The 22,222-nt window shown below is 62.1% G+C and carries 16 protein-coding genes and 2 tRNA genes; 1 reads left to right on the forward strand and 17 read right to left on the reverse strand.

The window, feature by feature from the left end; genetic code table 11:
* Positions 1 to 18: 18 nt before the first annotated feature.
* From alaC to AACH55_RS13840, 8 genes are all read right to left on the reverse strand, one after another.
* A complete protein-coding gene (gene alaC / locus AACH55_RS13805; protein ID WP_338715121.1) occupies positions 19 to 1,284 on the reverse strand; it encodes an alanine transaminase in 1,266 nt (421 codons plus the stop codon).
* A 305-nt stretch (positions 1,285 to 1,589) separates the two neighbouring features.
* Positions 1,590 to 2,861, reverse strand: a complete 1,272-nt coding sequence (locus AACH55_RS13810; RefSeq protein ID WP_338715123.1) for an AMP-binding protein — start codon at positions 2,859 to 2,861, stop codon at positions 1,590 to 1,592.
* Between the two features lie 12 nt (positions 2,862 to 2,873).
* Positions 2,874 to 3,731 carry an ABC transporter ATP-binding protein gene (locus AACH55_RS13815; RefSeq protein ID WP_338715124.1) on the reverse strand — a complete coding sequence of 286 codons (858 nt, stop codon included), beginning with the start codon at positions 3,729 to 3,731 and terminating at the stop codon, positions 2,874 to 2,876.
* Positions 3,732 to 3,798: 67 nt separating this feature from the next.
* The gene (locus tag AACH55_RS13820; RefSeq protein ID WP_338715126.1) at positions 3,799 to 5,130 is read right to left on the reverse strand and encodes an ABC transporter substrate-binding protein; all 1,332 of its coding nucleotides are present in this window, start codon (positions 5,128 to 5,130) and stop codon (positions 3,799 to 3,801) included.
* A gap of 85 nt (positions 5,131 to 5,215) precedes the next feature.
* Entirely contained in the window at positions 5,216 to 6,292 is a 1,077-nt protein-coding gene (locus tag AACH55_RS13825; RefSeq protein ID WP_338715127.1) for a branched-chain amino acid ABC transporter permease, read from the reverse strand.
* Between the two features lie 66 nt (positions 6,293 to 6,358).
* Positions 6,359 to 7,273, reverse strand: a complete 915-nt coding sequence (locus tag AACH55_RS13830) for a branched-chain amino acid ABC transporter permease (protein WP_338715128.1) — start codon at positions 7,271 to 7,273, stop codon at positions 6,359 to 6,361.
* A gap of 73 nt (positions 7,274 to 7,346) precedes the next feature.
* A complete protein-coding gene (locus tag AACH55_RS13835; RefSeq protein ID WP_338715129.1) occupies positions 7,347 to 8,228 on the reverse strand; it encodes an ABC transporter ATP-binding protein in 882 nt (293 codons plus the stop codon).
* Positions 8,229 to 8,300: 72 nt separating this feature from the next.
* Positions 8,301 to 10,262: an AMP-binding protein gene (locus tag AACH55_RS13840; protein WP_338715130.1), complete on the reverse strand. Its 1,962-nt coding sequence runs from the start codon at positions 10,260 to 10,262 to the stop codon at positions 8,301 to 8,303.
* Between the two features lie 290 nt (positions 10,263 to 10,552).
* Between AACH55_RS13840 and AACH55_RS13845 the strand changes: the two genes are divergently transcribed.
* Entirely contained in the window at positions 10,553 to 11,209 is a 657-nt protein-coding gene (locus AACH55_RS13845; protein WP_338715131.1) for a Crp/Fnr family transcriptional regulator, read from the forward strand.
* 81 nt (positions 11,210 to 11,290) lie between these two features.
* On the opposite strand, the gene AACH55_RS13850 is transcribed toward AACH55_RS13845, so the two are convergent.
* The 9 genes from AACH55_RS13850 to AACH55_RS13890 form a co-directional block, all read right to left on the reverse strand.
* Positions 11,291 to 11,767, reverse strand: a complete 477-nt coding sequence (locus tag AACH55_RS13850; protein WP_338715132.1) for a response regulator — start codon at positions 11,765 to 11,767, stop codon at positions 11,291 to 11,293.
* 293 nt (positions 11,768 to 12,060) lie between these two features.
* Positions 12,061 to 12,711, reverse strand: a complete 651-nt coding sequence (locus AACH55_RS13855) for a response regulator transcription factor (protein ID WP_338715133.1) — start codon at positions 12,709 to 12,711, stop codon at positions 12,061 to 12,063.
* Positions 12,712 to 14,175 carry an ATP-binding protein gene (locus tag AACH55_RS13860; protein ID WP_338715135.1) on the reverse strand — a complete coding sequence of 488 codons (1,464 nt, stop codon included), beginning with the start codon at positions 14,173 to 14,175 and terminating at the stop codon, positions 12,712 to 12,714.
* Between the two features lie 38 nt (positions 14,176 to 14,213).
* Positions 14,214 to 16,016: a CHASE3 domain-containing protein gene (locus tag AACH55_RS13865; RefSeq protein WP_338715136.1), complete on the reverse strand. Its 1,803-nt coding sequence runs from the start codon at positions 16,014 to 16,016 to the stop codon at positions 14,214 to 14,216.
* A 699-nt stretch (positions 16,017 to 16,715) separates the two neighbouring features.
* Positions 16,716 to 19,289 (reverse strand): 2-oxoglutarate dehydrogenase E1 component, encoded by a 2,574-nt coding sequence (locus tag AACH55_RS13870; protein WP_338715137.1) that lies wholly within the window; start codon positions 19,287 to 19,289, stop codon positions 16,716 to 16,718.
* Positions 19,290 to 19,527: 238 nt separating this feature from the next.
* Positions 19,528 to 21,171: a methyl-accepting chemotaxis protein gene (locus AACH55_RS13875; protein WP_338715138.1), complete on the reverse strand. Its 1,644-nt coding sequence runs from the start codon at positions 21,169 to 21,171 to the stop codon at positions 19,528 to 19,530.
* A gap of 497 nt (positions 21,172 to 21,668) precedes the next feature.
* Positions 21,669 to 21,745: transfer RNA gene (locus AACH55_RS13880), tRNA-Asp, on the reverse strand.
* A gap of 25 nt (positions 21,746 to 21,770) precedes the next feature.
* Positions 21,771 to 21,846: transfer RNA gene (locus tag AACH55_RS13885), tRNA-Val, on the reverse strand.
* Positions 21,847 to 21,894: 48 nt separating this feature from the next.
* Positions 21,895 to 22,167: an HU family DNA-binding protein gene (locus AACH55_RS13890; protein WP_338715139.1), complete on the reverse strand. Its 273-nt coding sequence runs from the start codon at positions 22,165 to 22,167 to the stop codon at positions 21,895 to 21,897.
* Positions 22,168 to 22,222: the final 55 nt, after the last annotated feature.

A 22,222-nucleotide genomic window follows, 5' to 3' on the forward strand; every position in this document is an offset into this window, starting at 1 on the left:
CAACCCGGTGCATCCGGCTCAACCGCCCTTGGCGTTCTTGAACATGGTCTTGATGCCGCGAATGGCCTGACGGATGCGCGACTCGTTCTCGATCAGGGCAAAGCGTACGTACTCGTCGCCATAGTCACCAAAGCCGATGCCGGGCGAGACGCAGACCTTGGCCTGTTCCAGCAGGATGCGCGAGAACTCCAGCGAACCGAACTGGCGATACGGTTCCGGAATGCGCGCCCAGATGTACATCGACGCCTTGGGAATATCGACCATCCAGCCGGCCTCATGCAGGCCCTTGACCAGCACGTTGCGACGCCGTTCGTAATTGGCGCGGATCTCTTCCACGCAGCTCTGGTCGCCCTCGAGCGCGGCAATCGCCGCCACCTGCACCGGGGTGAAGCTGCCGTAGTCGTGATAGCTCTTGATACGCGCCAACGCCGCCACCAGGCGCGCATTGCCGACCATGAAGCCGATGCGCCAGCCGGCCATGTTGTAGCTCTTGGAGAGCGTGAAAAATTCCACCGCCACCTCGCGCGCGCCCGGCACCTGCATGATGGACGGGGCCTTCCAGCCATCGAAGGTGATGTCGGCATAGGCCAGGTCATGCACCACCAGGATCTGGTGTTCGCGCGCCAGCCTGACGACGCGCTCAAAGAATTCCAGCTCCACGCATTGCGCGGTCGGATTGGAGGGGAAGCCCAGGATCATCATCTTGGGCTTGGGATAGCTCTCGCGCACCGCGCGTTCCAGCTCGTCGAAGAAATCCACGCCCGGGCTCATGCGCACCGAGCGGATGTTGGCGCCCGCAATCACCGCGCCATAGATGTGGATGGGATAGCTGGGGTTGGGTACCAGCACGGTATCGCCCTTGTCGAGCGTAGCCAACATCAGGTGCGCCAGCCCTTCCTTGGAGCCGATGGTGACGATGGCTTCGCTGTCGGGATCGAAGTCGACCTCGTAGCGGCTGCGGTACCAGTGCGCAATGGCACGGCGCAGGCGCGGAATGCCCTTGGACGAGGAATAGCCGTGGGTATCGGGCCGCTGCGCCACCTCCACCAGCTTCTCCACGATGTGCGGCGGCGTGGCGCCATCGGGGTTGCCCATGGACATGTCGATGATGTCCTCGCCCCGGCGGCGCGCAGCCATCTTCAGTTCGGCTGTGATGTTGAAGACGTAGGGCGGCAGGCGTTCGATACGCGGGAAGCTGACCGGGAAGGCGTCTGTTGAAGTTGCAGGGGAAGAGCTAACAGCAGGCGTGCGCGAGGGATCGCGCGAATCGGCGGATTGCGTCATGGAGGTCTTTCACGTCAGCGCCCGGAACCGTCCGAGCGACGTTGGAACTGATGTTCCGTTGCCGATTTTATGCGCGAAGCTTCACCTGCACAAGCGCAAATCGCCTTGAAAGCCTGATTCCAGACCCCGATCTTCATTTGCCCGCCATTTCCCGCTCAACCACCCACCGTTCGGCCTGAGTAGGCCCGGCAGGGCCGTATCGAAGACGCACATGAGGCGCAACCGACCTCGCACCTTCGATACGGGGCTTTGCCGCTACTCAGGACGAACGGCCGGTGGTGGCGCAAAAGAAACTGATCGCGTGCTTACTCGTACTTGCGCGCATCCTCGATGACCTTGCCATCATTGGGCAGGCTGCCCGGCGCCACCAGCCGCACATCGCCCCGCAGCTTGGTCACCTCGCGCAGGCTGCCGGCCAGCGCATCGACATCGATGGCCGGATCTTCCGGGTCACCCACCTCGCAATGCAGGGTCATGACGTCATTGGCCATCTCGCCCGACACCACCAGCCGCGCACGCAGCACATCGCCATGCCGGCGCAATACGTCAGCCACCTGTGAAGGATGGACGAACATGCCGCGCACCTTGGTGGTCTGGTCGGCGCGTCCCATCCAGCCCTTGATGCGGGTGTTGGTGCGCCCGCAGGGAGAGATGCCTTGGACTACCGCCGACAAATCCCCGGTACCGAAGCGGATGAGCGGATAGTCGGGATTGAAGGAAGTCACCACCACCTCGCCGACCTCGCCCTCGGTCACCGGATCGCCGGTACCGGGCCGCACGATTTCCAATATCAGCGATTCATCCAGCACCATGCCGGGATGCACCACGCCCTCGCTCATGGTTTCGTAGGCGATGTTGCCGATGTCGGCCGAAGCGTACAGCTGCAGCACCTGCGGCACGCCGTGGTCATGGAACCAGTGGCGCAACGAAGGCGGCAGTGCTTCGGCACTGACCAGGGCGCGCTGCACGCTGGAGATATCCGCGCCCATCTCCTGCGCCTTCTCGATGATGATCTTCAGGAACGAGGGCGTGCCCACATAGGCATCGGGCTTCAGGGCCGCCATCGCGTTGACCTGCAATTCGGTCTGGCCGATACCGGCCGGGATCACCGCACAACCCAGCCGGGCCGCCGCCCCCTCGACCATGAAGGCGGCCGGGGTGAAGTGATAGGCGAAACAGTTCTGCAGGATATGCCCGGCCTGCAATCCCAGCGCCTTCATGGGACTGGCAAAACGCCACCAGTCCGCGCCCTGCCCCTCGGGATCGAAGATCGGGCCGGGCGACACGAAGAGCCGCCGCAATTGCCGCGCCGGGGTGGTGTTCAAGCCGCCGAAGGGGCTCTCGCGGGTCTGCAGTTCCTTGAGGTCGGACTTGCGCGTGACCGGCAATTGCGCCAGCGCCGCGCGCGAGGTGATCGCGCCCGCATCCACGCCGGCGAGGATGCGCCCCCACCCCGGTGCACTCTGCGCGCGTGCCACCAGTTGCGGCAGGGCGCGCATCAGTTCTTGCTCGCGCTGTTGCGGATCGCGCCGCTCCAGCGCATCCAGTTCGGCCACTACCTGCCTGGGATCGGACATGATGCCCTCCCCTTACGCCAGCCAGCGCTTGCGGCGCCGATAGAATTTCATGTCGCGGAAATTCTTGCGCCCGCCACCGGAAACGCCGAGATAGAACTCCTTCACATCCTCGTTATCGGCCAGTTCACTGGCCGCACCTTCCATGACCACGCGGCCGTTTTCGAGGATGTAGCCGAAGTCGGCATAGCGCAGTGCCACCATGGTGTTCTGCTCGGCCAGCAGGAAGGAGACTTTCTCCTTGCTGTTCAAATCCTTGACGATCTCGAAGATCTCTTCGACGATCTGCGGCGCCAGTCCCATCGAGGGTTCGTCCAGCAGGATCATGGAGGGCTTGGCCATCATCGCGCGGCCGATGGCCGTCATCTGCTGCTCGCCGCCCGAGGTATAGCCGGACTGCGATTTGCGGCGCACCTTCAGGCGCGGGAAATATTCGTAAATCTTTTCCAGTTCGTGCTTCACTTCGGCATTGCTGATGCCGCGCGTGTAGGCGCCGGTCAGCAGGTTTTCTTCCACCGTGAGGTGGCCAAAGCAATGACGCCCTTCCATCACCTGGATCACGCCGCGCCTGACCAGATCATTGGGCGTCATGCGGTCCACGCGCTCGCCACGGAACTCGATGCTGCCCTTGGTGACGTCCCCGCGCTCGGCATGCAGCAGGTTGGAGATGGCCTTCAAGGTGGTGCTCTTGCCGGCGCCATTGGCCCCGAGCAGCGCCACGATCTTGCCTTCGGGCACATCCAGCGAGACGCCCTTCAGGACCAGGATCACATGGTCATAGATCACTTCGATGTTGTTGATGGCCAGCGCCTTGGCTACCGCTGCGGTAGCAGCGGAAGGAGCGGCACTGGTCTGGATCGGTGTGGCATTCATGGTCGTTCGCATTCCCAAAAAAGCACCGGCGGCCGTGGGAGACGTGCAGAGCCGCCGGCGCAAGCGCCTACTTCATGCAGGCAGGAGTGATGCCTTTTTCTTTTGCGTATTTCGCAGCCGACGCCTTGAACAGCGGGTGGATCAGGTTCTTGTTGCCCTCGATCCAGTCCGACACCAGCACCCACTTGCTGCCATCCCATTGCTGGATCTTGACCTTGCCCGAGCCTTCGTGGTTTTCGCACGAGGTCTTGATTTCAGGCAGCAGGCCGGTCGCCCCCAGGGCCTTCAAACGGGCGTCGGTGATGTTGAGATTTTCAAAGCCCCAGCGCACCTGCTCGCCGCTCATGACCTTGCCCTTGCCGTATTTGTCCTGCGCGGTGCGCACCGCTTCCACGGTGGCAATGGCCGCCGAGACGCCACGGTTGTAGAGGATGGAGCCGAGCTTGTTCTTGTCCTGCATGTTGCCCTTGCCCGCGCCATAGACCACCTTGTCGATGTCGGCGATCACGGGCACATCCTTGCCGGCCACGTTCCAGGTGGCAGACAGATACCCCTTGGCGGCATCACCGGCGGGGATGGTGTCTTCTTCCGAACCGGCCCACCAGGAACCGACGATCTTGTCACGCGCATAGCCGACCTTCTGCGCGGCCTTCAGCGCGGTCTGGTTCATCACGCCCCAGCCCCAGAAGATCACGTAGTCCGGGTTCTCCTGACGGATGCGCAGCCACTGCGCGCCCTGTTCGTTGCCGGGGTGCGCCACCGGGATTTCCACCAGCTTGAACTTGCCGATGGAGGACTCCGCCTGCAGCGCCACGATGGGCTCCTTGCCATAGGCCGAGTCGTGATACAGGAAGACGATCTTCTTGCCTGCCAGCGAGCCATTGTTCTTGCCGGCCAGGTATTTCACGATGGCCGAGACCTGCATCTGGTAAGTGGTCACCAGCGGGAAGGCATACGGGAACACCGAGCCATCCACCGCATCGGTACGGCCGTAGCCGATCATCACCAGCGGCACCTTGTCCTCGGCGGTCTTGTCGATGAGCGCATAGGAGATGCCGGTGGCCATCGGATTGATGGCGGTGCCGTGCGTGACCGGATTCTTGTTCTTCATGCGCTCGTAGCACTCCACGCCCTTGGCGTTGTTGTACTCGGTCTCGCACTCTTCCCAGGACAGCTTGACGCCATTGACGCCGCCTTCCTTGATGTTGACGTAGTTGAGGTAGTCGACATAGCCGCCGTAATACGACTGGCCGTTGGTGCCATACGGCCCGACCCGGTAACTGGGGATGGCGATGAACTGGTCATTGCTCTGCGCCAGCGCGGGCAGGGCCGCCGACAAGAGGCTGGCCGCACAGGCCGTGGCCAGCGCCAGTTGCCTCAGATGCTTCATGGTCTTCATGGTCTCGTCTCCTTTTATGTTGTCGTTGCCGACTTCTGTGGTGCCGTTGCCCGGCCCCTTTTACCTCGTTGCCCTGCTATCGCGCTCAGTGCGGGAACGGCCACAGGCGCAGTTTTTCCTTGGCGATCTGCCACAGCCGCGCCAGCCCGTGCGGCTCGGCGATCAGGAAGAAGATGATCAGCGCACCAAACACCATCATCTGGATGTGCGACACGGTGGCATTGGTGAACGGCAGATGCAGCAGTGCAGCCAGCGGCGGCAGTGCGTTGTCGAGGAAGATCGGCAGCAGCAGGATGAAGGCCGAGCCCAGGAAGGAGCCGAGGATGCTGCCCACACCGCCAATGATGATCATGAAGAGGATGCGGAAGGACAGGTCCAGCGAGAAGCCATCCGGCTCCACCGATCCCAGGTAGCAGAAGGCATACAGCGCACCAGCCACACCGCAGTAGAAGGAGCTCACCGCAAAGGCGGTCAGCTTGGTGCGCATGAGCGGGATGCCGATCACTTCGGCGGCCACGTCCATGTCGCGCACGGCCATCCAGGCGCGGCCGGTGGAGGAACGCACCAGGTTCTTGGCCACCAGCGCCAGCACGCTCACCACGGCCAGTACGAAAAGATACTTGCGTACCGGCGTATCGATGGCGATGCCGAAGAAATCGATCTTGGGCGTACTGATCACGCCCGAGGAAGAATTGTTGGAGAACCAGGGAAACTTGGTCAGCGCCCAGACCACGAAGAACTGCGCCGCCAGCGTGGCCACGGCCAGATAGAAGCCCTTGATGCGCAGCGAGGGCAGCCCGAACAGCACACCCACCAGGGCCGCGCAGCCACCGGAGAGAATCAGCGTGGCGACGATGGGGATGCCCTCCACGCGCAGCTGGAAATTGTAGGCGGCATATGCGCCCACGGCCATGAAGGCGGCCGAGCCCAGCGAGAGCTGGCCGGCGTAACCGGTCAGCACGTTCAGGCCCAGTGCGGCCAGCGCAAACACCAGGAACGGCACCAGGATGGCCGAGAACCAGTATTCGCTGCCCAACAGCGGCACGCCGACAAAGGCGAAGACCATGAAGAGCGTAAAGATGATGCGATCCTGGCGGATCGGGAAGATTTGGCTGTCGGCGATGTAGCTTGTCTTGAATTGTCCTGCTTCACGGTACAGCATTGCGTTCTCCTTGTTACTGCATGGCACCCATGGCGACATATCGCCAACATTGGAATGAGCACATTGTCATACGCGGTCGATATGTCGCTCGCCAAACAAGCCTTCCGGTCGCACCAGCAGGAACAGCAGCGCGAACACGTAGGGGAACCAGCCTTCGATACCGCCGAAGTTGCCCCCGAAGGCATCCTGCATCACCGGCGGAATGTAGATCTCGGCCAGTTTTTCAGATGCGCCGATGATGAGCCCGCCCACGATCGCTCCGGGAATCGAGGTGAAGCCCCCGAGGATCAGCACCGGCAAGGCCTTCAGCGCCGTCATGGTCAGCGCGAACTGCACGCCATTGCGCGAGCCCCACAAGAGGCCCGCAATCAGCGCCACGAACCCGGCCACGCCCCACACCACGGCCCAGATGTGCTGCAGCGGGATGCCCAGCGACAGCGCCGCCTGATGATCGTCGGCCACCGCACGCAAGGCGCGGCCGACCTTGGTCTTCTGGAAGAACAGTGCCAGTGCCGCCACCAGCGCCACCACCATGCCGGAGGCGAAGAGGTCGAACTTGGAAATGCCGATGCCGATGCTGTCCATCACCGACTGGATCGGTTCATCGACGATGCCCAGGTCGATGGGCCGCACCTCGTTGCCGAAGAGCATGGGGCCCAGTCCTTCGAGGAAGAAGGTCAGGCCGATGGTGGCCATGAAGAGCGTGATGGGCGGCTGGTTGACCAGCTTGCGCAAGACGAAGCGTTCGGTGGCAAGCCCCACCAGGATCATCACCACGAAAGCGCCGATGATGGCGGCCCACATCGGCATGCCCTTTTCCATCAGGCCCACCACCGCCAGCGCAGCGAAATACACCATTGCGCCCTGCGCGAAATTGAATACGCCCGAGGCCTTGTAGATGAGCACGAAACCCAGCGCCACCAGAGAATACATCAGCCCCGAGAGCAATCCGCTCAGGGTGACTTCGAGGAAGAATTGCATGTCGTCTCCTTGCCTGCCATTGCCATATTGTTTTTATTATTTATATTATTTGCGTCTTGCCCGCCGCGCGAACTCAGTGGGAAGTCCCGAGATAGGCCTTGATGACTTCCGGATTACTCATCACCTCGTCCGGCGTGCCGTCGCCGATCTTCTTGCCGTAGTCCAGCACCACCACGCGATCCGAGATATCCATGACCACGCCCATGTCGTGTTCGATCAGCACGATGGTGGTGCCGAACTGGTCGTTCACGTCGAGGATGAAGCGGCACATGTCCTGTTTTTCTTCCACGTTCATGCCGGCCATGGGTTCATCCAGCAGCAGCATGTGCGGCTCGGCCGCCAGTGCGCGCGCCAGTTCCACGCGCTTTTGCAGGCCATACGGCAGGCGTCCCACGGGGGTTTTGCGGATGTGCTGGATTTCCAGGAAATCGATCACCTCTTCCACCTTGCGGCGATGCTCGATCTCTTCGTTGCGGGCCGGTCCCCACCACAGCGCGTTGGAGAACAGGCCCGAGTGCATCTTGGTATTGCGGCCGGTCATGATGTTGTCCAGCACGGTCATGCCCTTGAAGAGCGCGATGTTCTGGAAGGTGCGCGCAATGCCCTGGCGCGCGATGCTGCTGGGGTGCATGCCCAGGCGCGGCTGGCCGCGATAGAGAATGTGGCCCTTCTGCGGATGGTAGACGCCGTTGATGACGTTGATCATCGAGCTTTTGCCGGCACCGTTGGGGCCGATGATGGCGCGGATCTCGTGCTCGCGCACGTCGAAGGAAATATCGGTGAGCGCCTTCACCCCGCCGAAAGACAGCGAGATGTTCTGCAGGTCGAGAATCACCTCGCCGATGCGGCGGCCATTGGCGGCAACGGCCGGGGCTTCGTCATCGGGACTGGTCACGGGCGGCAGACCCGCAGACAGGATTTCGGAACTCAGGTGTCGTTTCATGGTCGGGTTCATTCAGCAGTGGTCTGGTCGGGCTACGCTGCAAGCCGGTGGCGTCGGCGCCGCCGGGACGGGACTGCGTGCTGCTCAGGCGGCGCTTTGCAGCGTCTTGAAGGTCTTGGCGTCGGCGATCCTGAGGTCGGCCGAGATCATGCCCTGGCGGCCATCTTCGAACTTGACCTGGGTCTCGATGTACTGCGACGCACGGCCCGCATAGAGCGCCTCGATGAGCACCGCATACTTGTCGGCGATGAAGCCGCGTCGGACCTTGCGGGTGCGGGTCAGCTCCTCGTCATCGGGATCGAGTTCCTTGTGCAGGATCAGGAAGCGATGGATCTGCGAATCGGCCAGCAAGGGGTCCGCCACCAGATCGGCGTTGACCTTTTCCACGCATTCGCGCACCAAGTCGTAGACCGCCGGATTGGCCGCCAGGTCGGTGTAGCCGCTGTAGGCCAGGTTGCGGCGCTCAGCCCAGTTGCCCACGGCATCCATGTCGATGTTGATGAAGGCCATGCATTGTTCGCGGCCATTGCCGAAGGTCACCGCTTCCTTGATGAAGGGGAAGAACTTCAGCTTGTTCTCGATGTACTTGGGCGCGAACATGCTACCGCAGGCCATCTTGCCGACATCCTTGGCGCGGTCGATGATTTTGAGATGGCCGTCGCTGTCGAAGAAACCTGCATCTCCGGTATGGAAATAGCCGTCCTGGTCGATGGCTTCGGCGGTGGCATCGGGCCGCTTGAAATATTCCTTCATCAGGCCCGGAGAGCGCACCAGCACTTCACCATTGGCATCGATGCGCACCTCCACGCCCTTCATGGGGCGGCCCACGCTATCGAGCTTGACGTCGCCCGAGGGTTGCATGCAGACCGTCACGCAGGTCTCGGTCATGCCGTAGAGCTGCTTCAGGTTGATGCCCAGCGAACGATAGAAATCGAACAGGTCCGGCCCGATGGCTTCGCCGCCGGTGTAGGCCACGCGCAGGCGCGACATGCCCAGCACGTTCTTCAGCGGCCCGTAGACCAGCAGGTCGCCGATGGCGTATTGCACGCGGTCTGCCAGCGACACGCCGGGCTTGCCATCGAGGATGCGCATGCCGACCCGGCGCGCCACCTTCATGAAACCATGGAACATCTTGCGCTTGAACCAGCCGGCATCCTCGATGCGGATCATCACTTGCGTGAGGATGTTTTCGTAGACGCGCGGCGGTGCGAAGTAATAGGTCGGGCCGATCTCGCGCAGGTCCGTCATCACCGTATTGGGCGACTCCGGGCAATTGAGGCAGAAGCCGGCCACGTGCTGCTGCGCGAAGGAATACAGGAAATCGCCTACCCAGGCCAGCGGCAGGTAGCAGAGGATGTCGTCGTTCTCATCCAGATGATCGAACTCCACCAGCGTGGTGGCAGTGGTGATCATCGCGCGATGCGAGTGGCACACGCCCTTGGGCTTGCCGGTGGTGCCGGAGGTGTAGAGGATGATGGCCACGTCATCGGGCGAACCTGCCGCCACTTCCTGCTCGAAGAATCCCGGATGCGCGCGCTCATAGGCGCGGCCCAGTTCCTGCACGCGGGCAAAGGACAGCAGTTCGGGCTGGTGGTAGTTGCGCATGCCGCGTTCATCGTCATAGATGACGTGGGCGATGCGGGGCAGGTTTTCCTTGATCTCGAATACCTTGTCGACCTGTTCCTGGTCTTCGGCCATGACGAAATCGACGTTGGCATCGGCCAGCACGTAGGCCATGTCGGCGGCCGGGGCATCCTGGTACAGCGGCACCGGCATGCCGCCCAGCGCCTGGGCGGCGCTCATGGCCCAGTACAGGCGCGGGCAGTTGTTGCCGATAATGGCCAGGCTCATACCGCGCCGGAATCCCAATGCCGCCAGGCCACAGGCAAAGCTGCGCACTTCCTCGGCCACCTGGCGCCAGGGCGTGGTCTGCCAGATGCCCAGGTCCTTCTCGCGGAAGGCCGCCCGTTCGGGACGCTGGCGGGCATGCGCCAGCAACAGCCGCGGAAAGGTCGCGGCCTCTTGGTCTTGTTTCGTCTCCACCATCTTCCCACCTTCTTGTGCAGGTTCGAAAGATCCGCTTTCTTCATCTTCTTGCGTGAGGAAGCGAACCCGGTGTCGGCTCAGTCTGTGCTGCCAGGCTTACGCTGCTCTTACTGCGGCAGTCATTGTGTCCGGCATGCCAGCTGTCCTGTCTCTATGATCGGCCAGGCTGTTGCCCGGGCCTGTTTTGCGATGATAGTAGAGGGAGAGGTTGCCAGTAGATGTCATCTCACCGACAATTGACAAAACTTTCGATATTGCGACGCATCATCATGGAGACAACAATTCGACGCATGCTGTCCAAGAGCATCTGGGCGCAGGCGCTGACCGAAGAACAGCTGGCCCGGGTCGAGGCGGAGGTAGTCAGCCGCAAGATTGCGGCGGGCGGCTACGTCTGCCGCAAGGGCGATCCGGTCTCGCACTGGATCGGCGTGCACGAGGGCTTGCTGAAGATGAGCAGCGTCTCGCCCGAAGGCAAGACCGTCTCCTTTGCCGGTATGGCCAACGGCGGCTGGCTGGGCGAAGGCTCGCTGCTCAAGGACGAACCGCGCAAGTACGATGTGGTAGCCCTGCGCGAAAGTGAATTGTTGTACATGCCCAAGGCGACCTACATCTGGCTGCTGGACAACAGCATCCCCTTCAACCGCTTCCTGGTGACGCAACTCAACGAGCGTCTGGCGCTGTTCATTTCACTGGTGGAATACGACCGCATGCTGGAGCCGGATGCCCGCGTGGCACGCTGCCTGGCGGCGCTCTTCAATCCCTATCTGAATCCCGGCATCGGCCTGAACCTGCAGATCTCGCAGGAAGAAGTCGGCAACCTCTCCGGCACCTCGCGCCAGCGCGCCAACCAGGCCTTGCAGGTGCTGGAAAAGGCCGGCCTGCTGAAGGTGGACTATGGCAGCATCACGATCAATGATCTGGAAGGTTTGCGGCAGTTTCCGGGGTGAAACACCACGCCTGCGGAAGGTGACGGCGAGATGAAAAAAGCGCGGCCAGGCCGCGCTTTTTGCTGGGTGCTGCCGATGCGCTCAGGGCGCAGCCGACGGACTGCCCGCCGCAGGCACATCGTCACCGCGTGCCGGACGATTGCGGTTGCGCCAGTAGATGCCGGTGTCGGCGACGGTGCCCATGAATTCCTTGGGATCGGTGGACTTGACAACGTAACCATTGGCGCCCAGTTCATAGCTCTGGTTGATGTCGCGTTGGTCGTCGGAAGAAGAAAACATCACCACCGGAATATGCGAGGTGGCGGCATTGGACTTGATGATCTTCAGGAAATCGTGTCCGCTCATCAGCGGCAGGTTCAGGTCCAGCAGGATCAGGTAGGGATGCAAATCGCGGCGGTTGGCGTACTCGCCCTGGAAAAAGAACTGCTCGGCCAGCTCCGCATCGGCAAACCAGGTCAGCTTGTCAGCCAGCTTGCGGCTGCCCAGCGCCAGGCGTGTCAACTCAGCCACTTCGGGGCTGTCGTCGACGAGGATGATGTCATATTGCTCGATATCCATGGATGGATCGCTTTCTTCAATAAATTTCAAGCTGGAACACTTCTTCTCTGAATGGCCAGCGCATGGCCGTCGTCTCTCGTGCCATTTGCCGCCTGTCCGGTCCATCCCCCCGGACAGCGGCCGGCATGCGCTTCACTGCAGAAACTGCCCTGCGGCCTCGTTCCAGCACCGGCAGTTCGCTTGAACACCAGTATCGACGCCGATCCCCGTACTGTCTGGGGATTATTGCACAGGCATTTTCAAAAATAATCAGAATTTTCCTGAATGCGAATATCTCTTCACTCAGGGCGCCCTCACTTGTCGGGAGTGGCAATCCCGGTCCGGATCGCATAGCGCACCAGACCGGGCACGTCGCGGATGTCGAGCCGCTCCATCAACTGCGCCCGATGGGTTTCGATGGTCTTGGCGCTGACGTTCAGCTGATAAGCGATCTCCTTGGTATTGTTGCCTTCGGCGATCAACTGGAGGATTTCGCGCTGGCGCGGCGTCAGCACTTCGACCGGGGTCCCGTTTTGTGCAACACGCTTCATATAGTTGTCGAGCGCCTCGCGCGAAATGTGCGAATCCAGGTACTGGCGCCCGTGTTTTACTTCATACAGGGCTTTTTCCAGCTCGGTGGCGGCCGAATCCTTGAAAAGATAGCCATTGGCGCCTGCATTCAAGGCCTGCATCACATATTCCTCGCTGCCATACATGGACAGCATCAGGAAGCGGATGGTCGGATACTCACCGCGCAGGCGGCGCAACGCCTCCAGGCCATTCATGCCCTTCATGGCGATGTCCAGCAGGACCAGATCGGGTTGCAGCTTGGGGATCATCTCGATGACCTCGGCGCCGTCGGACGCCTCGCCCACCACCTCCACGCCCGGCATGGCGGTCAGCAATGCCTTGATGCCGCTGCGCACCAGCGCGTGGTCGTCGGCCAGCATGATTCGGGTCAGCATTTACATTCTCCTCACGATAGGGGCGACCGGCAGGTGCATGACGATTTCCGTCCCTGCGCCGGGCGCCGAAGTGATCTCCATGGAACCGCCCACCAGTACCGCCCGTTCCTCCATGTTGAGCAGACCGAAACTGGTGCCGGAAATGGCATTGCTGCGCGCACGCTCGATGTCGAAACCTTTGCCGTCATCGCGGATGCTCAGGTACACCTGGTCCTGCTGGCGGTCGATCTTGACCCAGATGTTCTGGCACCGGGCATGGCGCAGGATGTTGGTGACGGCTTCCTGCACGATGCGGAAGGCCGTGTTTTCAATGTCGTGATGCAGCTGCCCGTCGTGGCCGCTGCTCTCGAACCAGCCGTTCACATTGGCCAGCTTGGACTTCTGTTCCACGTAGGAACGCAGCGCGGCGATCAGGCCCAGGTTGTCCAGCTGAGGCGGGCGCAGGTCCAGCGACAGGCTGCGCACCTGGGCCAGCACGGCGGTGACGATATCGATGCCGTTCTGCAGTGACGGGCCTTCCAGGGTGCCGGTCTTCTTGATGGTTTCCAGATTGATCTTCAGCGCCGTCAGCGACTGGCCCACATCATCGTGCAAGCCGCGTGCCAGGTGCTGGCGTTCGCGCTCCTGCACCTCGATCACGCGCGAGGACAGGATCTGCTGACGCTGGATGGCCAGCTCCAGCTCGCGCCGCGACTGTTCGCGTTCGGTCACATCAATGGCAAGACCCGCCACCATGTCGCCCTTGCCTTCCCCGCTGATCGGAAAACGCACCACGTCGAGGATGCGTGCATTGTGGTTGTGGTCGAAGACGGTTTCCTGGGTGTGCAGCTCGCACTTTTCTTCCAGCACCTTGCGGTCGTATTCGCGCGAGGCTTCGGCCGCGCCCATGGTCATCAGCTCGGCGTCGGTCATGCCGTCCATGTCGTGCGGCGTCATGCCGTAGAAGGCCGATTGCGCCGGATTGACGTAGCTGTAGCGCAGCTGCGCATCCTTGATCCAGGTCGGCATGGGCGCGGCATTCATGAAGGCATTGAAGCGTGCCTGCATCTCGCGCAGGGCCTGGGCGCTGGCGCGCTGCTTGCGCCGCGCCTGGGCATCGCGCAGCTCGCGGTCGACGGCATGCGGCAGGCGCGCGATGGCGCTCTTGAGGAAGTAATCCTGGGCACCGGCCTTCATCACCTCCACCGCCGTCTGCTCTCCGATGACGCCGGAGACGATGATGAAGGGCGTCTGGTCATTGTCGGCCTTGACCAGTTTCAGGGCTTCCACGCCCGAGAACATGGGCATGGAGTAATCCGAGATCACGATGTCCCAGCGTTGCGCCTGCAGGGCCGCCAGCAATGCCTGTTCATCGTCGACACGCTCCCAGGTCGGTTCGAAGCCGCCGCGCTTCAACTCGCGCACCATCAGCACGGCGTCTTCTTCCATGTCTTCGACGAACAGTACGCGCAGGGGAATGCTCATGGGACCGGTCTCTCAATCTGGCTCACGGGTTGGCCTCTTCAGTTCTCGTCGGTGGCGCGGCGTGACTCGCCGAGAGTGGGCAGCACGCCCTTGCGCGGCAAGGCGAAATAGAAACTGGCGCCTTCGCGCGGCTTGCTCTCGGCCCAGACCCGGCCGGTATGGCGCACCACGATGCGCTGTACCAAGGCCAGGCCGATGCCGGTGCCGGCATATTCCTCCTGCCGGTGCAGGCGCTGGAAGGTACCAAAGAGCTTGTGCGCATAGCGCATGTCGAAGCCCACGCCATTGTCATGCACACCGTAGATGTATTCGTCCGGTGTGCTCTGCATGGTCACGCGCACGCGCGGCTGTTGGCTCTTGCTGCTGAACTTCACGGCATTGGACAGCAGGTTTTCCCACACCTGGGCAATCAGGCCACGGTTGGCCACGGCCCCTTCCAGGCGCGGCACCTCGAAGACGACGCCGGGGTATTCCTGCTGCAGGCCGGCCACCACCTGGGCGACCAGCTCCTCCATCGAGAAACGCTGCAGGGTCAATTCACCGGTGGTCGACTTGGCCAGCTTGAGCAGATCGTTGATGAGCGCATCCATCTTGCGCACGTTGCGGCGGATCACCTGCAATTGCTCGCGGCCCTTGTCATCGATGGCCTGGGCGTAATCCTCTTCCAGGATCATGGCATAACCGGAGATGGCGCGCAGCGGCGCGCGCAAGTCATGCGAGACCGAATAGGAAAAGCTCTCCAGTTCCTTGTTGACGTTGTGCAGGTGCAGGGCCTGGCGTTCCAGGTCGGCATTGAGGGCTTCGATCTCGTCTTCGGCGCGCTTGCGTTCGGAGATGTCATAGATCACGGTGCGACTGATGAGCTTGCTGCGGTCGCGGCTGGGAATGGCGGTCGCATTGACCAGCGCAGTGAATTCACTGCCATCGGCGCGGCGGAAGTTGAGGTCGATGCCGCTGATCTCGCGCTTCTGCAGGAACTGCGGATACAGCTCGCGCTCGTAGCGATCGGCGCTGGCGGGCGTCAACAGGTCGGCCTGGGTCATGCGGCCGACCACCTGTTCGCGCGTGTAGCCCAGCCACTTCAGCTCGGTATCGTTGATCTTGATGATGCGCTTGTCGCTCTCATCGACCGAGTGATAGCCGCAGGGGGCATTGTTGTAGAGGTCTTCGATCTCGTCCGAATAGGCCTGGGCGCGCTGCTGAGCTTCGACCCGGCGCGCCATCTCCTTGCGCAGCTTGCGGTAGACCAGGAGCAGCAAGGCGATGCTCAACAGGCTGCCACTGATGACCATGAAAATCGTCAGGTTCGCGCTGGCGGCGGTATCCTGCGCGCGCTTGGCCAGCAGCGCATTCTCGTTGCCCTTCATCTCTTCGAAACCGGCACGGATACGCTCGCTCAGGTCGCGCCCTTCCAGCACGCGGGCGCGCCCCTCTTCCGGGCGCAATGCCAGCAACTGGCGCGAAAGCGTAAGCCGCTGGATCACGAGGTCTTCCGTCTGGCTCAGCAATTGCATCTGCTGCGGATTGTCGCTGAGCAGGCGGCGCAGATCCTGCAGCAGCGCATTGACCTGCCGTACCCCGGTTTCGAAGCTGCTGCGATAGTCTTCCTCGCCCGACAGCGCAAAGCCGCGCGAACTGCTGACCGTATCGCGCAGGGTGGAGTTGGCTTCTTCCAGCCGGTTGATCACCTGATGGCTGTGCTGCAGCCATACACCGCGCCGCTCGAAGTCGCGCACTGCGTGGTAGGAAAAGGCCGCCACCCCCAGCGAGAGCAGCAGGGCCAGCAGGAAGAAAATGCCGGTGCTGGCGTGCGCCAGTCCGCTTTGTCTGGTTATCGGCATGGTTGACGTTTCATTGGTCTGCCTGTCACGCTTCCGGCTTGACAGCCGGTTACCCGACCACCCGTTCGAAAGCAGCGTGCATGAAGCAAGGCTGCACCGGTATTTCCCCCGATTCTGACCGATTCATTGCAGGGAACCGCGCATGCCAGGGCAAGACCCTGCGGTGCCGGCATTTCCCCGCAGCAGCCCTGCCACCCTGTCTGCGCCAGGGCGATGAAGGGGCTGCTGAAGTGTCTCCTTGCTGCCTGTCCCGATGCCGGAGCGAGCTCAATCCGGCATCCACTGTTTTCTTTCTGTCGGCAAATGGAACCCAGTTCTTCAAATTCGTGGAAAACGCTGTCGCTGCAGCGCCCGATGCGCCGGGCCATGATGTCGCTGCTGCGGGCATTTTCCGATTGGTTATTCGAATTAATTCTATAATAGATTCAGGCTTTTACCCGTTTTTTCAGGCTTTCCGATAGTTCCTGCAGCTGCAGCGAAACGATGGGTGAAACGGCAGTTCGCCCTGCATGACGCGTTTTTGACGCCAGGATCAGGCTACCGCCATTGCGCTGCCGCTTGACGATCCGCCGAGGTGGGGATTACAACATCAGCCATGGGCAATACCGGGGAAACCGGAGGGGGCGAGCGGTGTACTTCATGATGAAGTACACCGTTTTTTTATGGCGATTCAATCCGCCCGGCCCCTGGCCCTGGCTCTTACGCCGGGAACACCGCCTGCACCAGCGCTGCCTGCTGAGCGTAGTGGCGGGCCTTGGAAGCCGTCGGGCCGGTGTCGGTGTCAGGACGCGTCACCGCACGCAGACGCGCCTGCGCCGGCAAGGCCGATTCGATGGCCTCGCGCACGCACAGCCAGGCACCCTGCTTGCGTTCTTCTTCCTGCACCCAGATCACCTCTTCCAGATAGGGATAGCCGCGCAATACCTCACTGAGCGTGTCCACCGGGAAGGGATGCAGCTGTTCCACCGTCAGCAGTGCAGTGCGGGTGTCGCCGGCCTGGCTGCGCCCATCGGCCAGGTCGTAAAAGACCTTGCCGCTGCACAAGACCACCCGCTGCACCTGTTCGGCCGGTGTCTCCGCGTCCTGTACCAGCGGCTGGAAACTGCCCTCCAACAGCGCCGACAAGGGCGACTGCGAACGCACCTCGGCATGCAGCACCGATTTGGGCGTGAACACCACCAGCGGACGATCGCCCTGCAGCGCCTGCTGGCGCAACAGGTGGAACCACTGCGCCGAGCTGGCAGGATAGGCCACGCGCAGGTTCTGGTCAGCGCACAGCAGCAGCATGCGGCTCAGGTAACCGGTCGAGTGCTCCGGCCCCACGCCTTCATAGCCGTGCGGCAACAACACCGTCAGGGCCGAGGGATAAGCCCATTTGCCCCGGCCTGAGCTGATGTACTGGTCGATCATGATCTGCGCACCGTTGACGAAATCACCGAACTGGGCTTCCCAGATCACCAGTGCGCCAGCGCCGGCCTGGACGCTGAAGCCGTATTCGAAACCCACCACCGCCTCTTCGCTCAGGGGTGAATTGATCACCTCCAGCGCCGCGTCCGGCGCGGCCACCTGGCGCAGTGGCCAGAACGACTGCTGCACGCCTTGCCCGGCATCGACCGCGTGCCAGACGGCATGACGCTGCATGAAGGTGCCGCGTTGCACATCCATGCCGGACAGGCGCAGTCCCTGCCCGTCCCAGAGCAAGGAGGCATAGGCCATGTTCTCGGCGAAGTTCCAGCTGCAAGGCTGATCAGGGGCGCTCACGCTGGTCTGCCACTGCTCGATCAGCCGGATGATGGCCGGATGCGCGGCAAAGCCTTCCGGCAGGCGCGTCATACGCTCGACGAACTGACGCAGGCGCACCAGGTCGGGGGCGGCAGGCGGCGCCACTGATGCAGGCGGTGCCGTGCGTGCGGCCGCGGTCGTCGGGCGGCTGGTCCGCAAGGCTGCCAAAGCCTGCTCGCTGCATACCGCCAGCAGGGCGACGCCCTCGTCCGAGCCGGGCCAGCCGGCCTGCGCATAGAGCTGGGTGACCGACGGATGCTTGTCGATGAAACCGTGCAGCAGCGGCTGCGTGACGGTCGCCGTGTCCTGTTCCGCATGGCCCCAGCGGCGATAGCCGACCAGATCGATCACCACGTCGGCGCCGAACTGCATGCGGTAGTCGAAGGCGATGCGCGCAGCGCGCAACACCATGTCCGGCTGGTCGGCATTGACGTGCAGCACCGGCGCGCCGACGATGCGGGCGATGTCGGTGCAGTAGCCGTGATTGAGGGGGTCCAGCGGATTGGGCGTGGTGAAACCGATCTGGTTGTTGACGATCACATGCACCGTGCCACCCACGCTGTAGCCCGGATGTTGGGCCAGCTTGAGCGATTCCATCACCACGCCCTGGCCGCAGAAGGCGGCGTCGCCATGGATCACCACCGAGGCCGGCAACGGCGACTGCGGATGCGCTGCACGGTAGCCGCGCACCATGCCCAGCAGAACCGGGTAGGCGCTTTCCAGATGTGAAGGATTGTGCGCCATGAACAGGCCCAACTGGCCGTGGGCGGTGGTGCGCACGGTTTCGGCGCCCAGGTGGTAGGGCAGATCCACGGCACCGGCGGCGGCCTCGGTGCTGCGGGCGGCGTCGAAATAGGCCACGATGTCCGCGGCCGGCATCTGCATCAGGTTCACCAGCAGGTTGAGGCGGCCGCGATGCGGCATGGCCAGGAACAATTGCTCCAGCTGATAGAAACTGCTGCGCTCGACCAGCGCATCCATCAGGACCAGCAGCGCTTCGCAGCCCTCCAACGAAAAGCGCTTGGCCTGCGGATAGTCTTGCTGCAGGTAGTGCTCCCACTGCTCGGCGGCGACCAGCCGGGACAGCACGGCGGCGCGCTCGTTGGGGCCCGGCTCGGCGCCATGGTCGCGTGCAGCCAGACGGGCGAAGAGCCACTGGCGGCGGGCCTCATCACGTACGCCACTGGCATCCAGTCCTAAGGGGCCGCAATAGAGGCGACTCAGAAAATGCGTCAGTTCCTTCACATTGGTCAGACCCAGCCCCTCCAGGAAGCGGTGCTGGGCAAGGGCCAGATCCTCATCCTTCAGATCATGGCTTTGAGGGAGCAAAGCGGGGATCTCAGGGACCGACAGCGTGCCCAGGGGATCGATGTCGGCGATCCGATAGCCCTCATTGCGATAGGCATCGATGAACGATTGGATGCGGGCGTGGGCCAGCGCCTGGCGCGCGTCGGATAACTGCCCGGTGGATGCGGAGTGGTGAAGCGTCATGACGAACCTTTCTTGGCAAGGACGTTGGCAGACCATGCGCAAGGCGCCAGCAGGCAGCAGCGACTCGCGCAACGGACGCGTCCTCCCCCGCCAGCCAGCCACCAGGCCAGTTCAGGCGTGGTACGGCAGCCGCTGTGAGTAGGGACGCTTTGTTGTTCTCGCACCCGGGATGACGCAGCGGGCGCGGTCTCCTCGCGGATACAGGCTCAGGCGGCCAGGGTGCCGCCTGCTTGCAGCATCAGCCCTGGATCAGGGACAGTTCGGGCTGGATGACCTTTTCGCGCGGACCACCCCGTGTAGGCCCGGCATAAGCGCCACCATGGGGACTGGCCAGCAACTCGCTGAGTTTGAAGCGACCCATCAGCGCTGACAGCTGCTCGGCCTGCGCTTGCAAGGCTTGCGAGGCCGCCGCATTCTGCTCGACCAGGGCCGAGTTTTCCTGGGTCATCTGATCCATCTGGGCGATGGCCTGATTGATCTGCTCGATGCCCACGCTCTGCTCCTGGCTGGAGGAGCTGATATCGGTGATCAGATCGGTAGCATGCTTGATGCTGGCGATGACTTCATCGATGGTCGCCACGGTCTGTTCGACGATGGTGCTGCCGGATTTCACGTGGGACACCGATCCTTCGATAAGCGACTTGATTTCCTTGGCCGCCACGGCGCTGCGCTGCGCCAGCCCGCGCACTTCGCTGGCGACCACGGCAAAGCCGCGTCCGTGCTCGCCGGCACGGGCCGCTTCCACGGCGGCATTCAAGGCCAGCAGGTTGGTCTGGAAGGCAATGCCATCGATAACGGTGATGATGTCGGCGATCTTGCCGGAGGAGGTGCTGATGGCGCTCATGATGTTGACCACCTGCTCCACCGAGGCGCCGCCACGCACGGCGACGTCCGAGGCGGATACCGCGAGTTCGCTGGCCTGGCGGGCGTTGTCGGCATTCTGGCGCACCGCCGAGGTCAGCTGTTCCATGGCCGAGGCGGTTTCTTCGAGCGAACTGGCTTGCTGCTCGGTGCGATTGGACAGGCTCAGGTTGCCCTGGGCCAGTTCGCGGGCGGCCATATCGATGGCCGTGGTGCCATTGCGCACGTTGGAAACGGTGTCATGCAGGTTATCGCTCATGTGTTGCAGTGCGTGCAGAAGACGGCTGATCTCGTCCTTGCCGGCGCCACTGAGGCGATAGGACAGATCACCCTGCGCCACGGCCTCTGCCAGCACCACGGCATGGCGCAGTGGTGCGGTGATGGAACGCGTGATGAGCGCTCCGATCACCGAAGCCAGCACCACGGCAACGGCAGCCAGTACGATCATCTGGATCACGGCGAGATGGCCGTCTTCGGCGACCTGGCGCGAATCCTCCACCATTTCCTGTGCCAGCGAATTGACCAGCTTGTCGACCGTGGTGAAGTACTCCGTCTGCAGACGCGCCAGGTCACCCTGGAAGAGCGTGGTCGCCTCTGCGCGCCGGTCGGTCTTCATCAGCTCAAAGAACTTGCGCACGGCCACGCCGTAGGCGGCGCGGCTGGCGGTCTGTTCGGCGTAGATCGCCTTGGTCTTGTCGGAATCGAGCAGGCCTTCCAGCTTCTTGTAGGCCTCGGTGTTGGCCGTACGCAGGCCGGCATACTCATCCATGTACTTGGCCGAGGCCTCGGGCGTGGTGGCCAGCAGGATGTTGGAGAGCACGGCATTGGCCTTGTTGCCGTTGTGCTTGATCTGGTTGCTCAAGGCGATAAGCTGGTATTTCTCGTTGACGATGCTGTTGATTTCAGCGTTGTTGGAAGACTGATTCCTGATCCCGACCATGGCTGTCACCACGATCAGCAGCAAGACCATTGCAAATGCGCCGCCCAGGCGGACGCCAATGTTGAAATTGGCGAGCTTCATCGCTACCCCTTGTTGATCCCATTAGATGCCCACATGCAGACCCCGGATCGACGACATCGCCCCGCGTCGTCATGACTGCCTTGATCCATGGCACTGCACTACTTTGCGAATCCGCCAATGCGTCTCTTGGGTTCTCTTACCATCTTCGGGGAGCGGCTCATGCCCTTCTTCCTCGGCCTGCGCGTGCAGGCCGGGTTCCCTCAACAACATGGTCTGCCCCGGCGTGAGCCGGTCTCCTGTTTTTGAGCAACTGCAAATTCGAGCTTAGTTTAAACATTTCCACATAGAAAAAGTACTTGAAACTCACATTTATTTGAGAGGCGTCGCGTAATTTTCATAGGGGAAATGCTGTTCAGCTCGCTGCAGACGAGCTTGGGTATCAGCTCTCGGGAGGAAGTGTCTTCTAGCGCAGAGCTTCGAATCGCTTGCAGGCGATTCCGTCATTTTTGCTGCGCAAAAACAAAAACGCCCCATTCTTGCGAATGAGGCGTTTTATCTGGCGGAGCGGACGGGGCTCGAACCCGCGACCCCCGGCGTGACAGGCCGGTATTCTAACCAACTGAACTACCGCTCCTAAACTGGTGCCGACTGCAAGATGCTGGTGGGCGCTGAGAGGCTCGAACTCCCGACCTAAGCCTTGTAAGGGCTCCGCTCTACCAACTGAGCTAAGCGCCCGGCAACCTTGACAGTCTCGTTGCTTGTTACCTCAGCAACGAAAGAACATTATTTTATAGCATCTTTTAAAGCTTTGCCAGCTTTAAATTTAGGTACCTTGGACGCCTTGATCTTCAGGGCAGCACCGGTCTGAGGATTACGACCCGTGCGGGCAGCACGCTTGCCCACGGAGAACGTCCCGAAACCTACCAGGGTGACCGTGCCATTCTTCTTCAGCGTGGTCTTCACCGCACCAACGAATGCATCTATTGCGCGTCCGGCTGCTGCCTTGGAGATCTCGGCCTCGCCGGCAATGTGTTCAATCAGTTCGCCTTTATTCACTTACGCCCCTCGAACAAGTTTCTGGTTTGTTTGATTTCAAACGACAGTGTTTCGG

The organism is Herbaspirillum sp. DW155 (assembly GCF_037076565.1).
Taxonomy (GTDB): Bacteria; Pseudomonadota; Gammaproteobacteria; order Burkholderiales; family Burkholderiaceae_D; genus Herbaspirillum.